The sequence below is a fragment of the Adhaeribacter aerolatus genome (assembly GCF_007991635.1).
GTDB classification, from domain to species: Bacteria; Bacteroidota; Bacteroidia; order Cytophagales; family Hymenobacteraceae; genus Adhaeribacter; species Adhaeribacter aerolatus.
The window spans coordinates 15,479-34,274 of record NZ_BJYS01000046.1; the positions used below are offsets into that span (position 1 = coordinate 15,479).

The 18,796-nt window shown below is 45.0% G+C and carries 16 protein-coding genes; 2 read left to right on the top strand and 14 right to left on the bottom strand.

Going from position 1 to position 18,796, the window contains the following annotated elements; genetic code table 11:
- Nucleotides 1-319 precede the first annotated feature (319 nt).
- From AAE02nite_RS23010 to AAE02nite_RS23040, 7 genes are all read right to left on the bottom strand, one after another.
- Nucleotides 320-967 (bottom strand): hypothetical protein, encoded by a 648-nt coding sequence (locus tag AAE02nite_RS23010; RefSeq protein WP_170252674.1) that lies wholly within the window; start codon nucleotides 965-967, stop codon nucleotides 320-322.
- Nucleotides 968-1,042: 75 nt separating this feature from the next.
- On the bottom strand, nucleotides 1,043-2,887 hold the full coding sequence (yidC, locus tag AAE02nite_RS23015; protein ID WP_146903950.1) for a membrane protein insertase YidC: 1,845 nt from the start codon (nucleotides 2,885-2,887) through the stop codon (nucleotides 1,043-1,045).
- An 18-nt stretch (nucleotides 2,888-2,905) separates the two neighbouring features.
- Nucleotides 2,906-4,534 carry a CTP synthase gene (gene pyrG / locus AAE02nite_RS23020; protein WP_146903953.1) on the bottom strand — a complete coding sequence of 543 codons (1,629 nt, stop codon included), beginning with the start codon at nucleotides 4,532-4,534 and terminating at the stop codon, nucleotides 2,906-2,908.
- A gap of 223 nt (nucleotides 4,535-4,757) precedes the next feature.
- Nucleotides 4,758-5,627: an ATP-grasp domain-containing protein gene (locus AAE02nite_RS23025; protein ID WP_146903957.1), complete on the bottom strand. Its 870-nt coding sequence runs from the start codon at nucleotides 5,625-5,627 to the stop codon at nucleotides 4,758-4,760.
- Between the two features lie 81 nt (nucleotides 5,628-5,708).
- Nucleotides 5,709-6,485, bottom strand: coding sequence for an SDR family oxidoreductase (locus tag AAE02nite_RS23030; protein WP_146903961.1), 777 nt, complete (start codon nucleotides 6,483-6,485; stop codon nucleotides 5,709-5,711).
- Nucleotides 6,486-6,551: 66 nt separating this feature from the next.
- Nucleotides 6,552-7,607 (bottom strand): patatin-like phospholipase family protein, encoded by a 1,056-nt coding sequence (locus tag AAE02nite_RS23035; protein WP_146903964.1) that lies wholly within the window; start codon nucleotides 7,605-7,607, stop codon nucleotides 6,552-6,554.
- A 166-nt stretch (nucleotides 7,608-7,773) separates the two neighbouring features.
- A complete protein-coding gene (locus AAE02nite_RS23040; RefSeq protein ID WP_146903967.1) occupies nucleotides 7,774-8,241 on the bottom strand; it encodes a hypothetical protein in 468 nt (155 codons plus the stop codon).
- A 778-nt stretch (nucleotides 8,242-9,019) separates the two neighbouring features.
- Here AAE02nite_RS23040 and AAE02nite_RS23045 point away from each other — a divergent pair.
- Together AAE02nite_RS23045 and AAE02nite_RS23050 are read left to right on the top strand one after the other, a co-directional pair.
- The gene (locus AAE02nite_RS23045; protein ID WP_146903972.1) at nucleotides 9,020-9,487 is read left to right on the top strand and encodes a helix-turn-helix domain-containing protein; all 468 of its coding nucleotides are present in this window, start codon (nucleotides 9,020-9,022) and stop codon (nucleotides 9,485-9,487) included.
- Nucleotides 9,478-10,137, top strand: a complete 660-nt coding sequence (locus AAE02nite_RS23050; protein ID WP_246151225.1) for an IS630 family transposase — start codon at nucleotides 9,478-9,480, stop codon at nucleotides 10,135-10,137. Before AAE02nite_RS23045 ends, AAE02nite_RS23050 begins: the two co-directional genes overlap by 10 nt.
- Nucleotides 10,138-10,309: 172 nt before the next feature.
- Here the strand turns inward: AAE02nite_RS23050 and AAE02nite_RS23055 are convergent, their stop codons facing one another.
- The 7 genes from AAE02nite_RS23055 to AAE02nite_RS23085 all read right to left on the bottom strand — a co-directional run bounded on the left by AAE02nite_RS23055 (nucleotide 10,310) and on the right by AAE02nite_RS23085 (nucleotide 18,754).
- Complete coding sequence (locus AAE02nite_RS23055) at nucleotides 10,310-12,436, bottom strand: dipeptidyl-peptidase 3 family protein (RefSeq protein WP_146903979.1); 2,127 nt, start codon at nucleotides 12,434-12,436, stop codon at nucleotides 10,310-10,312.
- Between the two features lie 35 nt (nucleotides 12,437-12,471).
- Nucleotides 12,472-13,572, bottom strand: coding sequence for an AMP-binding protein (locus tag AAE02nite_RS23060; RefSeq protein WP_246151226.1), 1,101 nt, complete (start codon nucleotides 13,570-13,572; stop codon nucleotides 12,472-12,474).
- Between the two features lie 168 nt (nucleotides 13,573-13,740).
- Complete coding sequence (menB, locus tag AAE02nite_RS23065; protein ID WP_146903985.1) at nucleotides 13,741-14,565, bottom strand: 1,4-dihydroxy-2-naphthoyl-CoA synthase; 825 nt, start codon at nucleotides 14,563-14,565, stop codon at nucleotides 13,741-13,743.
- Nucleotides 14,566-14,760: 195 nt separating this feature from the next.
- A complete protein-coding gene (locus AAE02nite_RS23070) occupies nucleotides 14,761-15,255 on the bottom strand; it encodes a DoxX family protein (protein WP_146903988.1) in 495 nt (164 codons plus the stop codon).
- 70 nt (nucleotides 15,256-15,325) lie between these two features.
- Nucleotides 15,326-15,763: a DoxX family protein gene (locus AAE02nite_RS23075; protein WP_146903991.1), complete on the bottom strand. Its 438-nt coding sequence runs from the start codon at nucleotides 15,761-15,763 to the stop codon at nucleotides 15,326-15,328.
- An 82-nt stretch (nucleotides 15,764-15,845) separates the two neighbouring features.
- On the bottom strand, nucleotides 15,846-17,543 hold the full coding sequence (gene menD, locus AAE02nite_RS23080; RefSeq protein WP_146903994.1) for a 2-succinyl-5-enolpyruvyl-6-hydroxy-3-cyclohexene-1-carboxylic-acid synthase: 1,698 nt from the start codon (nucleotides 17,541-17,543) through the stop codon (nucleotides 15,846-15,848).
- Nucleotides 17,540-18,754: an isochorismate synthase gene (locus AAE02nite_RS23085; protein ID WP_146903997.1), complete on the bottom strand. Its 1,215-nt coding sequence runs from the start codon at nucleotides 18,752-18,754 to the stop codon at nucleotides 17,540-17,542. Before AAE02nite_RS23085 ends, menD begins: the two co-directional genes overlap by 4 nt.
- Nucleotides 18,755-18,796 lie beyond the last annotated feature (42 nt).

The following is an 18,796-nucleotide window of genomic DNA, read 5'->3' on the forward strand; positions in this document are numbered from 1 at the left end:
GGGTTTAAGTTTAAATATTGTTCATTAATCTATTTGAATACAAGACCTAGCCAAACTAATAGAATTTAGACTTACGCAATCCTGAATTCCCAACTAAAATTAATACCCTTAAACTAATACTATAGCCAACGTACGGCTGGTGATTTTTTTTGCCGGCCCCTGGAGGCTTTAAACCCGTAGGCTTAATATCTATCAATAGGGGTAGGGGCTAGGCCGGATGAGGAAAATACAGCAAAGGTGACGGAGGAAGTATTCCTGAAACTTTAAATATACATTTGGTTATTACCAGTAGGTGTAGTCTTGGGAAGTTATGGTTGATTTATCTGATTAATTTGGCTGTGTAAAGCAGTCCGTTTTCCATTACATAAACGGCCGGCCGACATTCCGGACAGGCCTCATAATTGGTGGTTTGGGAGGGCGGATTAACCAGGAGTAAACGGCTATCCGGCCGATAAGAGATACCGGCGTTGCTTTGTACTTTATCAACGACTTTACCCGTTTGCGTCTCTATAATGTAATTATTTAGGCAGGGGCTGCCGCAATCGATGCTTACCAGGGTATATTTCCCGGCAAAGTTGCTGCCGGTGGCTAAGCCGCGGGTTAAGGTTTTGCGGTAAAGCCGGGCGTCTTCGTGGCTGACCAAATCCAGCGGCGCGGCCTGTCCCTGGTATTTATCTTTAACCGCAAATGCTTCAAATTTAAATCCGGCCAGTTGCCGTTGGAGTAATTCATAAGTTTTATTTTCCTTCTTTTTGCCAGCACCGGATTTAGCCAGGACTTTAGTTTTACCAGCTATGGTTGCAGGAGCTGTGTTCTGTGCTTTGGTAGTTTCACTTGGTAATGGCGCAGGAGTATTTAAAGTTGCCGGTTCTTTTTCTTCTGTTTTCTGTTGCGGCGAGCAATTAAACATTAAAAGCGGGAGCAAGGATAGCAACAATAACTGCCTGAATTTTAATCTGAGTACCATATCGTAAAACTCATAAAAAATGCCTGATGTTTTTGTACACCAGGCATTAATATTATAAATTAATAATTTTCAAAATTACCTTTTCCGTTTTTTTGGAGCTTCCCCGGCACTTTTCTGTTGCGCTTCGCGATCGGCGGCGGCTTTCATGGCATCCTGTAACCGTTTCTGGAAGCCACCTGGCTTTTTGTCCTTGTTCTTAATTTTGTTCTCTTCCAGTTTGGCCCTGATTTTATTATCGTCTACGAAACGACGGATAATGGCCTGCTGAATAAAGGTTACAATATTTGAAACGAAATAATAGAAGCTTAAACCTGCGGCAAACGAGTTAACTACAAACATGATCATAAAAGGCATCAGGTAAGAGTAAAACTTCATAGGGCCCTGAATGGTAGTCATCTGGTTGTTAGACCAGGTATACAGGATGGTAGAGAGCGTCATGAGCACCGTAAACATACTAATGTGGTTGCCATAAAACGGTATGGTAAACGGCAGACGGGCAAAAACATCGTACGTCGATAAATCGTGGGCCCATAAGAAAGATTCCTGGCGGAGTTCAATCGAATTCGGGAAGAAGTTAAGCAATGCAAACAGGATAGGGATCTGCAACAACATGGGAACGCAGCCGCTCATGGGGTTTACGCCCATGGTAGAGTACAGCTTCATGGTTTCCTGCTGCGTCTTCTGCATATCGTCCGGGTGCTTTTCTTTAATGGCATCAATTTCCGGCTTCAACACCTTCATTTTTGCCATCGATAAATACGATTTATAGGTTAAAGGCGTTAGCAGGAGTTTGATAAACACCACTAATAAAATTATGATAATACCATAATTGGTGAAGTAATGCTCCAGGAAGTTAAAGATGGGTATAACAATTAACTTATTAACCCAGGCAAATACACCCCAACCCAAATCCAGGTTTTTCTGGAAATCGGCGGGCAATTGCTTCAGAATCTGGTAATCATTCGGGCCAAAGTAAAAGCTAAAATCGCCTTTGCCGGCTAAAACATCCTGCGCAGGTATTTGCAGTTGCGAAGAGAAGGTTTTTACCTCAGTGGTGTCGAGGGCGCTAAAAGAGGCTTTAAAAGTACCTTTGGTAAAACTATTATCGGCTAAGATAGCGGCTGTAAAGAAGTTTTGTTTGTTGGCCACCCATTTAAGTGGTTCTTCTACCGTAGCTACTTCGGGCTCATCGGCACTACCGGCAATATGATCAAAATCTTCTGCCGCGGTCATATAATTTAGCCGCGAACGTTCCCGGTTCTGGTTCAGGTCCTTCTCTACCTTTTTTAACTGGTCGTTCCAGGTAAACTGCAAGGGAGCATTGGCTACCAAATCGTTTAAACCGGCAAAATTTAACTTGTAATCTACCAGGTAAGAATCAGCGGGTAAGGTATAAACCTGCTCAATGTACTGGTTAGTCGCTAGCTCGGCCCGGTAAGCCAGCACTTGCGACTGGCCTTGCTTGGTATTAATGGTTTTTACAGGTTGGGCCTGAAAGTATAAGTCTGAAAGTTTAATAACCCGGTTGTCCTGGGTTCTGAAGCTGATTTCGGTAGAACTGCTGGTCTGGTCGAACAGGATTAAAGGTTTTTTATTCCAGGTTTTATATTTTTTCAGCAATACCTCATCTACCTGGCCGCCTTTGCTGTCGAAAGTAATTTTGAGATTTTGGTTTTCCAGGACTTTTTTTTGCGCCGTACCCGTGGCAACATTGCCAAAGGCGCCTAAGGCGGCCCGCTGCTGTGCCTGTTGCACCGAATCTACCGGACCACTAACGGGCGTTTGCGACGGTTTTACGGTAGCGGTAGGCGTGGCTTTAGGTTTGGGTTGTTCCTTGGGTTTTTCCGGCGAAAAGAAAGTCATGTACACAATCAGCATAACTGATATGAGTACTAAGCCAATGGCTTGATTTTTATCCATTTTAAGTATTCTAAAAAATTAAATAAGTACTTGGGTTTTGTTTTTCTGGTGATGAATGGCCGCTTTAATAAATTTTACAAATAAAGGGTGGGGGGATTGCACGGTACTCTTTAATTCCGGGTGAAACTGCGAGGCCACAAACCAGGGATGATGCTGCAACTCAATCATTTCTACCAAGTTGGTGTCGGGGTTTATGCCGGAGGCAATCATGCCGTTTTGTTCATATTTTTCTAAATAGTCGTTATTAAACTCGTAGCGATGGCGATGCCGTTCACTAATCCGGTTTTTACCATAAACGTTGTGCGCCCGGGTTCCTTTTTTAAGCTCGCAAATATACGCGCCCAAACGCATGGTTCCGCCTTTTTCGGTAACTTCTTTCTGGCTGTCCATTAACCCTATAACCGGATGCGGGGTGTCCGGGTTCATTTCGGTAGAAGTTGCTGCGGCCAGGCCCAGTACATTACGGGCAAACTCTACCACGGCACACTGCATACCCAGGCAAATGCCTAAAAACGGAATATTATTTTCGCGCACGTACCGGATGGCTTCTAATTTCCCTTCGAAACCGCGTGAACCAAAACCCGGCGCAACCAGCACGCCATCCAGGTGGTGCAGGTACTGGTGTACATTATCTTCGTTCAGGTGCTCCGACTGAATGGTGTGAATATTTACTTTGCACTCGTTGTGAGCGCCGGCATGAATAAAGGCTTCGGTAATAGATTTGTAGGCATCGGGTAATTCTACGTATTTACCAACCAGCGCAATGTGTACTTCGGCGGTTGGGTTTTTCAGCCGGCCTAAAAACTCTTTCCAGCTATCCAGGTTCAGGTCTTGCTTAGAAGTAAGCTTTAATTTTTTAATTACCCGCTCGTCCAGTTTTTCTTTCCGCATCATCAGGGGCACGTCGTAAATCGTATCGGCATCCAGCGATTCGATAACCGAGTTTACTTTAACGTTGCAGAACAATGCTATTTTCTGGCGCATTTCTACCGGAATCGGGTACTCGGAGCGGCATACCAGAATATCGGGTTGCACCCCGGCTTCGGAAAGCGAGCGTACCGAGTGTTGGGTAGGCTTGGTTTTTAATTCCCCGGCCGCTTTTAAGTAAGGCAGTAAAGTTAAGTGAATTACCACGGAGTCGTTGGCCGGTAATTCCCAACGCAATTGCCGCACGGATTCAATAAAAGGCAATGATTCAATATCGCTTACCACACCGCCTATTTCGGTGATAACAATATCGTATTCACCGGTTTGCCCCAATAGTAAAAGCCGGCGCTTAATTTCATCGGTTATATGCGGAATAACCTGAACGGTTTTGCCTAAGTAGGCGCCTTTGCGTTCCTGGGTAATTACGTGGTGGTAAATTTTACCGGTGGTAACATTGTTAGCCTGAGAGGTGGGCGTATTCAGGAAGCGCTCATAATGACCTAAATCCAGGTCGGTTTCGGCGCCATCGTCGGTTACATAGCATTCGCCGTGTTCGTAGGGGTTCAGGGTTCCCGGGTCGACATTGATATAAGGGTCAAATTTTTGGATGGTAACGGAGAAGCCTCTCGCTTGTAATAATTTAGCTAAAGAGGCGGAAATTATTCCTTTGCCCAGAGAGGAGGTTACACCTCCGGTAACGAAAATATATTTGGAAGCCATAAGTTGAGTAAGTCTTATGGAATACAAAGGTACGATATAAAACCAGATTTAAGAATTTAAAATAAATATTCGGATTTACTTCTCTCAAAAAAATAGGCTAGTGTGGCAAAATCTTTTCAGAATTAGCCAATATTTATTATCCCAAATTTAAAAATGTGCAATATTTCTGTAATTGCCAAATTAGCCATCGTACTTCTATAAACCACCATTCAGGCTTTGCTATTTATAGCATTTGCCGCAATGCTAGGTAATAATTTTTATAGGCTTGTTCGCTATAATTCAGGTAAAGCATGGGCTCAATTAATTCCAGTTCCATTAACCGGAATTCACCGTTACTTTCTACCCCGTCTACCCGCGCATACAGACAGCCGGGGGCAAATTGCTGCAATAATTGTTGGGCATAATGCATAACATAAACAGGTGGTGTAGTCGGGATAATAGCTCCGCCAAAATAATGCTGCACCCGAAAATCGCCGCTGCGGGGTACTTTTAACACGCTATGACTAAACTGGCCGTTAAAAAATATTAAAGACCATTCGCCTTTGTTTTGAATCTCCGGCATAAAGGGTTGCACCAGGAAAGCTTCTTCCTGCAGGAGTTGATTTATTTGGGTTTCGTACAGTTGATTATTGGCTTGAGAAATTGAAAAAGTGTTTTTAGCACCCCCGCTTACCGCTGGTTTTAAGATTATATTTTTGGTATTCCAGGTGCTAAAATAGGAAGCTGCGGTAAACTTACCGGCTTGCTCTATTAATTGGGTAGGCACAATGGTAAAGCCAGCTTCCTCCACTGCCAGTAAATATTCTTTATTCAGATTCCACCGAACCACCGAAGTAGGATTTAGAACCCGGACGCCTAAATGATCCAACTCATTTAACCAATTCTGGAAAAGATTTACTTTGTCAAAATAATCCCACGGCGATTTTAAAATGATGGTGTCATATTGTTGCCAGTTTACTTCCGGGTTGGTCCAGATTTCATACTTTACTTCTAATTCTTTTTGGCTTAAATAATGGTGCAGATGCGTATCTTCCCGGGAGCCCTCGCCGGGATATTTTCCTTCGTCGTTGTACGTAACCAGCGCTAGTTTCATGTTTTGGTTTATAAGGCAGGAGCAAAGCGCCCACCTATATATTAAATGCTTGGGTATAATAATTTCACAAATATCTGTCAATCAGCTAAAACCCTGCACCGAAAAACCACCGTCTACCGCCAGGCACTGGCCGGTTATATAACTGGCTGCCGGCATACACAAGAAAGCGGCGGCCGCCGCCACCTCTTCGGGTTGACCGATGCGTTTTAAAGGGGTGCGGTCTAGTACGGCCTGCAAATATTCCGGATTTTTGAGTACACTTTCGGCCAGAGGTGTCTGGATATACCAGGGCGCAATGGCATTAACCAATATACCATCGGGCGCCCATTCAACGGCCAGGTAACGGCTCAGGTGGTTCAGAGCCGCTTTGGTCATGCCGTAAATAGCGCCGGTGCGCACGTGGCGCAAGCCCGCTACCGAAGAAATATTAATGATGCGGCTCTGGGATTGTTGTTTCAGTAAGGGGTAAGCCAGTTGGCACAAATGAAAAGCCGATTTTAAATTGGTTTCGAGTAACTGATTATAGTCATTATCGGAATAGGCATCGGTGCTTTTGCGAATATTGGTACCAACGTTGTTTACCAGAATATCCAAATTACCCCAGGTCTCCGAAATACTTAAAATCAAAGCTTTGCGGTCTTCGGCTTTACTCATATCGCCGGTAAACCCGGTGGCCGGTAGGTTTTGGCTTTGCCATTGGGCCAGTACCTGCTGCATATCTTTGGTTTTGCGGGCCACTATCAGTACTTCGGCGCCTAATGCCAGAAATTCTTCGGCAATCGCTTTGCCTATCCCTTTGGTGCCGCCGGTTACCAGCGCTCTTTTATGCTGCAACGACCATCGTTCGGCTATATTCATTTGGGTAAATAGCTAGGTGAAGAAAAATAAACTTTGTTTACTGCTTAACGGGAGAAAAAGATTTTTTTAAGGCTTAAGGGCTTGTTTTTGCAGGAAGGCTTGTACCCCTTGCCGGCCGCTTTCCAGCAGTATGTCCTTGTCTTTTTCGGTGAGCCGCCGGATGCGCTCGCCGTAGCCCTTCGTACTGACCGAAATGGTCCGGTTCCAGTCTTCGGGGGCTAATTGCTGCCGGTTTAATCCTTCTAACACAATGGCGTAAAAGGCCCGTACATAATCTTTAAAATTATTAATCTGGTAAGGCGCCAAACCGGCTCCTTGCTGGTCGTATTTTATTTGTTCGTCGGTATCGAGGCGAATACCTAAGGTTTGCGCATTAAATAGTTTAACCGAGTCCGGCGCCGGGATACCCATATACCGGGGATGATCAAATAGACTGATGGGAAAGTTAGCCAAAATGCCACCATCCACCATAACATCTACATCGGAACGATTACCCGGCTTTTTTACCAGGTTGCCAGCCTGGTCGAGGAAAACCGCCCGGAAGTAGAGGGGAATGGACATAGATATACGTACGGCATCACTGACTTTCATGTGGGGGTAGGTTTCGTACGAAAATACTACCGGTTCTTGTTTGGTAAGATTAGTGCCTAGTACATATAAATCGCGGGCTTTGCCCTGGGTGTGCAAGTTATGCAGTTGTTCGAAAGTTATATGGGGAGTGCCGGTTTTCTGGTGTAGCCGTTCTTCCAGCCATTTCCGGAACTTTTCGCCCCGGTACCAGCCAAATTGATTAATCAAACGCGAAAATCCACCTAAAAAGAACAAACGTCCATCGGTAAACTGCTGCACCGGGGTTTTAAAGGTGATGCGGGTTATTTCTTCGGGTGAGTAGCCCACGGCAAACAACGCGGCCTGAATGGCGCCGGCAGAAGTGCCACCTACCCGCTGAATGGGCACTAACATTGCTCGGTCGTTCAATTCAGCTAATGCACCGCCATAAGCAATACCCCGAATGCCTCCTCCTTCCAAAACCAGATTTTTGTAAATAGGGGATTGGGCCATAATCGACTCGAAAGCAGCAATTAAGTAGAGTAGAACTACCAACAGGCCATATTTTTTCATCTGGGGTAAGAGATTACGAAGTATTTTATTTTACCCGAATAGGAGCGAGTATGCGCATATTTAAATTTAATGGAACTTGATTAATAACATGAAGTTGTAGTAGAAGAATAGCAAATAGAAACAGGGTTAAAAGCAATTCGTCCTGGGAGAAGATATACAATATTAATTAATGATCAGCTTGCAGCTCACCGGCTGCTCTTTTAAAATCTTCAAAATTAATCTGACCGAATTCCTGGTCGTATAGTTGAAAGCCGCCGGCTTTAAAATGGAGTTCTCCGGCTTCAATATTATGCAAGTACGAATTACAGAAAATAATAAAATCCTGGTTATTTATCTTATCGGCGGTTTCGCGGTTGCGTAATTGCAAACCTTGTATTTGGAGGCCAATGCCAAAAAAATATTCCGGATCATTCTGTGCAATTCGTTCTTCCAGGGTTTGCGTATAGCTGAGGTAAAATAATTTAGTACAGTCTCGTAATACCAAATGCAAGGTATCGGTGTTTGCCAACAATTGAGAAGCTACCGGGGTTTTAATCTGGAGGCGAAGAACTTGCTGACCATAAGAATAGTCAACGATTTGGGTGCCTTGTAACCGGATAAAAAGATCTTCAAGAGCATAAGGGTTTTGGTTCATATTTCACCATAATAAAACTTCAGGGTTTACGGATTTTGTTTAACAAAAAGTTTTAAAAATTTGTATTCCCTGTAATAAAATAAAGAAAGTAAAAGTAGCAATGAAGGGCCGGTACTTGTATTTTTTGATGCTAATTTTTTTATTTTTTTCAGAAAATGTTTTCAGTCAGACCCGCACCTGGGAAATTGCTGTAGCTGGTGGGATTGCCGGAAACATCAAATCTCCCTTAAAAATTTACCAGCATAACCAACCTTCGCTGGCGATTAAAGCCAGGTATAAAACAGAGCCTTTACATTCGCCTATTTATTATGATATACGAATAGCTACCTGGCAGAATACCAGGGGTAGGGTGCTAACTCATAGCAGGAACCTAAGAAGCCTCCCGGCCGGCGGTCCCCGTTTGGCCACTCGGGCTGCTCATCTTTCCTTTCCTCCTCTCGTCGGAATGCTGCGCACCGGAAAGCTGAAAGGCCCTCGCTGTCCAAACTGCTGTAGTATGCGCTTAGCTGATGCCTTACTAGGTTCAATCAATATTAAATTCTAAACCTTCCCAGCAAAGCTATTTCATACTGTTCCGGTTCAGCCGACTCCTTCCCTAGTTTAGGGAAGGTGCCCGCAGGGCGGAAGGGTTAACCTCATCCAGGAGAAAAGGTAAGGCCCGCCGCAGAGGCGAAAGCCAGCCAACAAAAAAGCTAATGATCGACCAGATTGCCTAGTGCTTGATAAAGAATTAAATGTCTGTTGATTTTGTTAATCTGACAAATAAAACAGTGAAAAGATGGCCGAGCGGTATAGGTTAAAATTAACCGAAGAAGAGCAAACGTATTTGATGGGGATACTCAGCAAGAAGAAAGCCTCAGCTAAGCAAGTCGTACGAGGCCAGGTTATATTGGCCGTAGCCGAGAACGGGTTGAATAAAGTTGATACCGAAGTATCAAGATTATATGGACTAAGCACCAAGAGCATTGAACGTTTGCGTAAGCGTTGTTGTCAGGAAGGGCTTCAGGTGGCTTTAGCAGGTAAGAAGCGGGAAGTATTTAAAGAAAAGAAGCTCACCGGCGAAGTGGAAGCCAAGCTTTCGATGTTGGCCTGTATTACTCCTCCTGCCGGTCATGAACGCTGGACCCTGCAGCTTTTGGCCGATAAGATGGTGGCCCTGAACTACATTGATGCCATCAGCCATACGAGTGTGGGCGTACTGTTAAAAAAAATGAACTTAAACCCTGGCGCGAGAAGATGTGGGTGATACCGGCAGCATCAGCGGAGTTTGTCTGCCAGATGGAACAGGTGCTGGATGTCTACCAGCGTCCTTATGCCGAGCACTACCCGGTAGTATGCCTGGATGAGTCGCCCAAGCAGCTCATCTCCGCAAGCAGAACACCCCTAAAGAGCAGCAAGGGCACTACCTTGTATGACAGCGAATACGTACGCCATAGTCTGGTGCAAATCTACATGCTCTTTGAACCTTTGGCGGGCAAAAGAACCGTGGAACTGCGCCAGAGCAATAATCGGCTGGAGTGGGCAAAGGTAGTAGCGGATATGGTAGAAAAGCAATATGCTGCTGCTACCAAGATAACCCTGGTGCAGGACAACCTGAAGGCCCACAAGCCAGCGGCCTTGTATGAAGTCTTTGAACCACAACGCGCCAAAGCCATTTTGGACAAAATAGAATTTGTCTTCACGCCCAAACATGGCTCTTGGCTCAATATGGCGGAAATAGAGTTCTCCGTGCTTAAAAGGCAAGTCACCAAACACAGAATGGCGGATAAACAACTCCTGGCACAGCATATAGAATGCTGGCAAAGGGAACGCAACCAAAAACAGGTAAAAGCTAACTGGCACTTCCAAACGAATGATGCCAGAATAAAACTTCGTAAACTTTACCCGACTATCTAACCTTTATCAAGCACTAGAGATATAATGTTTATTTGCATTGGTATTAAGCAGCAAAATTTGGGCCTGTTCCTGGAGTTATACTTTAAAAAAACATTAATAAAAGTTCTGGTAAAAAGGCATGAAAAAACCGCCACTTCTTTCGGAGTGGCGGCTCTATTTCATTAAAAAGCAATTAATTATAATTTGGCAGGAAGCTGTAATCTTTACCGTATTCTACCATTTGTTTAACAAAATCGGTGGGATAAGAAATTTTTACATCCTGTATTTGGCCATCCTGCATTACCGGCGTTAGTTTAGGCTGAATAAAACCTGAGTAAGGCGCATTATTTAGTTTGGCATAGCGCTCCAGTACTTCTTTGTGCAGGGCCGCGTCTACTTTCACGCCATAATTTTCGATTAGGTTTTTCGCGCCTTCAAAATCACCCTCCGAGGTAATACGCTGGGTCTCGCGGAGTAGTTGACCGAACAGGTTACGCAATTTGGTGTAATCATTTATCCGGAAATAAGTTTTGCCGTTGTGTTTAACTTGTTCAATCACGTTGTCGGCTTTGCCTTTTTCATAAGCCCATTTGGCCACCATCTGGCGGTTGCGCATGTGGGCCTCTTCAATATTTTCACCTAGTTCAATCCGGGATAACTGTGTCATTAAACCATTCCGAATGTAGCCATCGTATTCTGCTTTACCTACTTCCAGCGAAGGCATTACCCCCAATTCCACCAGCTTCGGATCCATCATGAAATAAAGAGCTACTAAATCGGCGCGGCCTTCTTCTATGGCCGAAGCGTAACTTTTTAAGGTTTGTTTAGGCGTACCTACCCCGGGGTTTATCTGTCCGGAAGCATGACCAATTACTTCGTGCATATCGGTGTGCAGGTTGCCCGATAAAGCGCCGTATTGCCGCGATCGGGCTGCCTCCTCCGGCGAAAAGGCAAACTCATCCAGCGCCGAACTTTTGGCCGCTGCCTGGTTATAAGCGTACACAATATTACCCAGGTTTACCGATTTGGAGCCGTGTTCTTTCCGTATCCAGTTGGCGTTGGGCAGGTTTATACCAATGGGAGTAGGTGGCGCGGCATCGCCGCCTTCTACAACCACCGTAATCACTTTTGCCGAAATACCAGTTACATTCTTCTTTTTGTGCTCATTCTGAATTGGTGCATTATCTTCGAACCACTGGGCCTGATCGCCGATGGCTTTAATGCGTTTGGTGGCATCCAAGTCTTTAATCGAAACCACCGATTCGTAAGAAGCCTTGTAGCCCAACGGGTCGCCGTACACTTCAATAAAACCGTTTACCACATCAATCCGGGAATCGGTATCCTTTACCCAGGCAATGCTGTATTCGTCGAATATTTTCAGGTCGCCGGTTTTATAATATTGAGCTAACTTATTCAGGGCCAGTTTCTGCTTGGGATTTTCGGCTACGGCCGAGGCTTTCTCGAGCCAGTAAACAATTTTGGAAATGGCCGGTGAATACATGCCGCCTACTTTCCAAACCTTCTCCACTATTTTGCCATTTTCCTTTACCAGTTTCGAGTTTAAACCATGAGAAATCGGGCGAAGATCGTTTTTGTTTATTTGTTTGGCCAGGTAAGCTTCTACTTCTTTTTGGGTTAAACCTTCGTAAAAATTATTGGCCGAAGTTTTAACCAAATCTGCGCCCTCCGCTAAATTAACCCGTTTGGCCGCAATGGCCGGGTCGAACATGATAGGAGTAAGCGTAGCAATCAGTTTATCCGGGGTTTCGCCTTTTTGCAGTGGGAAATCACCATTAGGCGAATTTTTTACCAAGGTGGCAAAATAGGCTTTGCTAAATTCCGGCGTAAATTTATTGTTGGAGTAATGGTGGTGAATGCCGTTGGAAAACCAGACGCGTTTGGTATAAGTCATGAATTTCTGGAACTCCTGGCTTTGACGGTCGCCGTTATAGTTTGCCACAATGGCATCTAAAGTGCGACGAATGCGCAGGTTGTGCTTAAAATTCTGGTCGTAAATAATATCGCGGCCCGATAGCGCAGCTTCGTACAAATAATAGAGTAGTTCTTTTTGTTTAGCAGTTAATTCTTCGAAACCCGGTACCTGGTACCGCAGAATGCGCAAATCGGCAAACTGGTCGGTAAAGTATTTAAAAGTATCGGCCGGCGTTTCTATTTTCTGCGGCTCGGAAGCAACCGATACAGTATTTTGAGTATTATTTTCGGTAACGGTGTTGTTGGTAGTAGCAACTGGTTTGGCGCAACCACCCAAAAGTAAGGCGGCCAGGGCAAAGGCCGATAAATATTGATGATTTTTGTTCATGAAAGGATAATAAGAAAATAAACTAAAAAGCATTGTTACTGCTGCTGCAATTGTTGTAGGGTAGCAGCCTTATCTGTTTTACCGGAGGCAGTACTTTTAAAATTTTTAGTGTAAAGATACTGCTTGGGCAGCTCGTATTTATGCAAAAAATGCGCCAACTCCTTTTTAATATTATTTTCAATTTCTTCCGGCAAAGTTTTGCCTTCCAGCACTGCCACTAATTTACTGCCTAATTTTACTTCCGGCACTGCTGTTACAAAAGACCGGCACCCGATATTTAGCTTAATTAAAATTTGGGCCAAGGCTACTTCTACTTTTTCCAGCTGCACTTTATAGCCACCAGTATTGATGGTATTATCAGCCCGGCCCAGCCATTCAAAAGTATGCGCATCGTGTAAGGTTACCAAGTCATTCGTAACAATGGTTTGGTTATTTGTAATATCGCCTTTAATGGTCAGGCAACCCCGCTCGTCCAGACTCAGCTTAATATCCGGAAAAGCTTTGTAAAATAATTCCGGCTCCGGGCCATTCAGGCGGCGCAAGGCAATATGCGAAACAGTTTCGGTCATGCCGTAGCTGTGGTAAACCGGTGCTTTTACAGTTTTTACGGCTTCGGCTAATTCGGACGTTACCGGCGCTCCGCCCACCAGAATAGCTTTGGCCATATCTAAAATTAACTTTTTGGCCGGCGATTCGGAAATGATGGTTTGTAATTGATAAGGTACCAGCGAAATAAAATCGAACGGCTGTTCGGGTTTGGAGAAGGCCAATGGGTTGCCAATGGGTTCAATAATAGTCAGGTGTAAATCGGCCACCAGGCCTCTTACCACCATCATCATACCCGAAATGGCTTCTACGTTCAAACTCACCAATACCCGGTCGCCGGCTTGTAGTTGCAGAAAAGCTATGGTCCGGCGGGCGCTGGCTTCCATTTGGGTCCGGGTAAGGGTAATATTCTTAGGTGGCCCCGTAGAGCCGGACGTATGCACTACAAATTCCTGCTGCCCGTTCAGCCAGTTCCGGCAAAATTCCAGCACCTTCGCCTCATAGCCGTTTATCGGGATACTGTTCCGAAAAGAGTAGGCCGCAATTTCTTCGTAGTAAAACTTCTTGCCGTTCAGTTCCAGGTGATCCATTTTAGTTATTAGTAATTAGTAGTTAGTTATTAGATTTTAGTGGTTTGTAAATAATTCCGTTTGAAGTCTTTCAGCCAGAAATTAGGTTTATATATGTCCCGCTTCCATATCTAACAAATTAATTTTACCCTTACTTCTTCCAAATACTAACAACTAATCACTTTAAACTCACGGGAATTTCGGATATTTCGAAAAGTCGGGTTTGCGTTTTTCCAGGAAAGCGTTTTTGCCTTCTTTGGCTTCGTCGGATAAATAATAAAGGAGGGTGGCATTGCCGGCAAGTTCCTGAATACCGGCTTGCCCGTCGAGTTCGGCGTTAAAGGCCGATTTCAGCATACGCAACGCCATGGGGCTCTTCTCCAGTATTTTCTGACACCAGGCTACGGTGGTTTCTTCCAGTTGTTCCAGCGGTACTACTTTATTAACCAAACCCATTTGCAACGCATCCTGGGCATCGTACTGGTCGCAGAGGTACCAGATTTCGCGGGCTTTTTTCTGCCCCACAATCCGCGCCAGGTAAGAAGCACCGAAACCTCCATCAAACGAACCTACATTGGGGCCGGTCTGCCCGAAGCGGGCATTTTCAGCCGCAATGGTTAAATCGCAAACTACATGCAGCACGTGACCGCCGCCAATAGCCCAGCCCGCTACCATGGCTACCACTGGTTTCGGTATTCGCCGGATCTGCATTTGTAAATCCAGCACGTTCAGGCGCGGAACGGTGTCTTCACCCACGTAGCCACCATGCCCGCGCACGCTTTGGTCGCCGCCGCTGCAAAAGGCGCGGCCACCTTCGCCAGACAACACAATTACACCTATTTCGGGGTTCTGGCGGGCCAGTTCCATGGCCTCACTCATTTCCTGCACCGTTAAAGGGGTAAACGCATTGTGTTTTTCGGGGCGGTTGATGCTGATGCGGCCAATGCCGTTGTACTGCTGAAATAATATTTCTTTATATTCTTTAATGGTTTGCCAGGGATATTTTAACTGCATATTTTAGTTCAATAAGGTTAATGCTATAGGGTTTCGAAGGTAGAGCATCTTACGGGAAAATAAAAATCAGGATTAGATTTGCTCTAAAATCAAAAAACACGGAGTAGGCTCCGTGTTTTTATAGTTGTTTTATTAGAATTAAAAATTTGATGAAGTAGGCCGGTTTTTAATTAGGGGCTATCAATATTAAAAAAATTACTCTTCCTCGTACGATTTAATATAACGATCCACCGACCAAGGGCCGGAACCGATAATGAGAAAAATTATCAGCAGCACGAGGGTTGCTACCGAAATCCACCATTCTGCGGTAATGGCCGAAGTATCTTTGCCTGACCACACAAACATTACCCCACCCGGAACCATCTGGTTAATATTATCGGTCGAAAAACCGGGCCAGATAAAAAAGACCGCCCCAATCAGGATAGGAATCTGAAAAAGTGCTGCCAGCCGGGTTTGAAAGCCAATAGCGATCAAAAATCCACCCACAATGTGTACAAAGGCAATAATATAGGCCAGTTGCAGGGAGTTCCAGTCGATGTTTACATTTTGTAGTAACCTTTGCAGCGCCCATATGTCATTTAAAAAGGCAATACCTTTACCCAGGAGAAAAATACCCAATGCCATCCGGAAAATGTCCATCCAGGCCGGATGGCTTGCCGACCAGTTGTCAATTCTTTGTGTTAATTCCATTGATTTACTGTTTTGTAATAGAAAACAAAAACGTATTAATCAATTGCAGCCCTTGTGCTAAAGGCTGGCTTTAACGCTCCCGGTGGGTACGCATGTACTGGTCCAGCGACCAAGGGCCGGAACCATAAATATAAAATACTATTAACAACAAAAGGGTAACGGCTGAAACCCACCACTCCGTGTTAATGGTACGCATGCTTTCATCGGGATGAACGAAGAGGACAGCGCCCAGCAAAATGGGAAGCTGAAACAAAATAGCCGCGCGGGTTACCAACCCCAAGGCTATGAGAATGCCGCCCACCAAATGAGCAAAAGCAATATAATGCGCGAAGATAAAAGAGGACCAATCGAGGTTAATATTTATCAGTAATCTTTCTAAAACACTAATATCACTGATAAATACCAAGCCTTTAAACAAAATGAAAGTACCTAATCCCATACGGATGAGGTCGAGCCAGGCCGGGTGATGAGTGTCAGCCCAGTGGCCAATACGATGTGTTAACTCCATAGCCAAAAATTTTATGTAACCTTTTTATTTTTATACGATTCTCATAAAACTTAGGACCTAAAAAACTTGCTTATTTTTAAAGTTAAGTAGCCTTAAAAGGAGATTCTCTTTTGAAACGGTCGAAAAAGGCAGCATTTTCGGGGCTGGAAGTAAAGATTTCCAGAATGCCGGGGCCGGCTTGCCAGAACAAGAGCAGGTTTTTAGTTAAATCCGGTAAGCTGTGGCACGGGAAATAAGCCATTTTAAAATCTTTGGCGGTCTGTTCCGCATTTAAGTACTGGTAGGTTTCAAAGAACTCGGCCAGCTCGGGTTGTTGCCGGGGGCCATCAATCAGCCGGAAAATGCCGCCGGCTTGGTTATTTAAAAGTACAATTCTAAGATTAGCGGGTAAATAATTGTGCCACAAACCATTGCGGTCGTAAAAAAAGGCCAGGTCGCCGGTAATTAATACAGTTAAATTTGGTGAACTAAGGGCCGAACCCACCGTTGTACTGGTACAGCCATCGATGCCGCTGGTGCCCCGGTTGGCAAAAACAGTTACCTGCTGCCTGGGCTTCAGCCCAATAATATTGGCATACCGCACCGACATACTATTGGCTAAATGCAAATTAACCAATTGGGGCAAATGCTTTAATACCTGGTAGTAAGCCGTAAACTCGTTATATGCTGGCCCGGATAAGAAGTCTGTTAAGTATTTTTTTGCCTTTTTTTCCTCTTGTTGCCAAACCTGTTGGTAATTGCGCTCAGTCCGGTAGTGGGTGCTGCCTAATGCATTAAAAAAGCTGATCGGCGTAGTCCGGATTATTTGGGTTAAAGATTGAAAAGGGTCGGCTACTGTGCCGGCGGGTTGCAGGTGCCAATGGGCGCGGGGCGGAAATGCTCTTAAAAATAATTTGAGATTTTTAGAAATATTTGATAAACCAAAAGTAATTAATAAATCAGGCTGCACGTCCGGTGCTATAGCCGTATTTTTACCCGACAGGTAAGTATCCTGGTAGCGACAAACACCCGGTATTTCGTGCAGGTTAGAAATAACATCGGCCACGATAACGGCACCCGTGTTGCGGGCAAATGCCTGTAATATTTGCGTTAGTTCCTCCTCGTAAGGCCCTTGACCAGCCACAACCAATATTTTCTGGTAACCGGCACTGGCAAATTTTAATAAATTAATATGAGAAGATGATAAATCGTAATCGATTGGCAATTCCCGGATAACTTTTACATTTTTCTGAAAATGGATCGGCTCCTCGGGTTTTGGGTAAAAAGGCTCGCGCAAAGGCACGTTCAGGTGTACCGGCCCGGGCGGGTAAGCCTCCGATTCGAGCAGGGCTTCGGAAACAAGGCGCTGACCATACCAGATAGCATCGGGGTATTCGCCTTCGGAAGGAAATGAAAAACTCTTTTTGATATGGCGGCCGTAAATATTTTCCTGCCGGATGGTTTGCCCGTCCAACTGATCAATCCATTCGGCGGGACGGTCGGCGGTAATTACCAATAAAGGTACTTGCTGGTAAAAAGCTTCGGCTACCGCGGGTGCATAATTTAAGGCAGCGGTGCCGGAGGTGCATACCAAAACCACAGGCCGGCGGGTAGTTAAGGCAATACCCAATCCAATAAAAGCAGCCGCCCGCTCGTCCGATATAGTCCGGACCTGGATTTTGGGATGCCGGACAAAAGCCAGTGTTAAAGGCGCACACCTGGAACCCGGGGAAAGAACTACCTGCTGCACGCCGTACTGGGCGCAAATTTCCGCAATATTAAAAACCGCCTGTAAATTCATTTCTTTTTCTTAACCATAATTTCCCGCATGGTTTCCATTTTTAGTTTGGTTTCCTGCCACTCTTTTTCAGGTTCCGACTCGGCGGTAATACCAGCACCGGCGTACAATAACGCTAAATCTTCGAAAAGCTGCAGGCACCGCAGGTTTACAAAAATATGTGATTCGCCGTCTACCTGCACCGGACCCAGAAAACCGCTGTAATAAGCGCGATCATAGCCTTCGTTCTGATAAATAAATTCGGTAGCGGGTTGTTTGGGCATGCCACAAACGGCCGAAGTAGGGTGCAGCAAAGTCAGCATATCGGTTCCTAACTTCGGAAATGGCACCTGGGTCATATCCACGGTAAAATCGGTGCGGAGGTGCATTAAATTACCGGCTACCACGGTACGGGGCCCGGCTTCGGTGTATTCGCGCAGCCGAATGCTTTTAAAACAATTTAAAATATAACGCTCTACCATCGATTGTTCTTCAATCTCTTTCTGCCCCCAACGGGCTTTGGCCGGATTAATTTCGGGCGTTAGAGGTTGCGTACCGGCCAGCGCTACGGTTTTAAAGAGCTTTTTACTATTTATCTGCACCAGTATTTCGGGCGAAGCGCCCATCCAGGTGCCTACTTCCGGAATAGATACCAGTGAAACAAAGGCGTTTTTATACTTCGCTTGCAATTGGCAAAATCCCTGCAGCACATTAAAATCCGTTTCCAGTGGGTAAGCCTTGGTTCGGGAAAGCACCACCTTTTCAAATAAGCCATCTTCAATAGCCCGCACGGCTTTCGCAACCACCGTCATAAAATCGGGTTTATTTGTTTCGGTGGGTAAAACGTGGCGGTTTACGTGCCAGGTAGTAGCGGACCGGGTATCTTTAATTTTCTGAAAATATTCCTGCAGTCTTTTAACCAGCGCTACATACTCCGGATTTTCATTCAGTTTAAAATTGAACTTAAGTTTAGAAGAAAGGCTGCTGAACGTTATGTCGGCATTAATAAAGGCCGCCGGGTTATTGCCGGTAATTTGAAAAGGATAGAAGGCAAAACCGGAAAGGCCACCCTCCAAATGGGGTACAGTGGCCAGCGTTTGTACCCCTCGCAGTGAGAGACATAATTTTATCTCGGCTGAATCGGGCAATCGCCAAACCGCTACCGGCAAGTTAAAACGCACCGCCGTCGCAAATAAAGCTTCTAATGTATTTCTATAATCTCCTTCTAGGGTCACTTAAATAGTCTGCTGCAATTTAAATACTGGATTAGTAGCCAG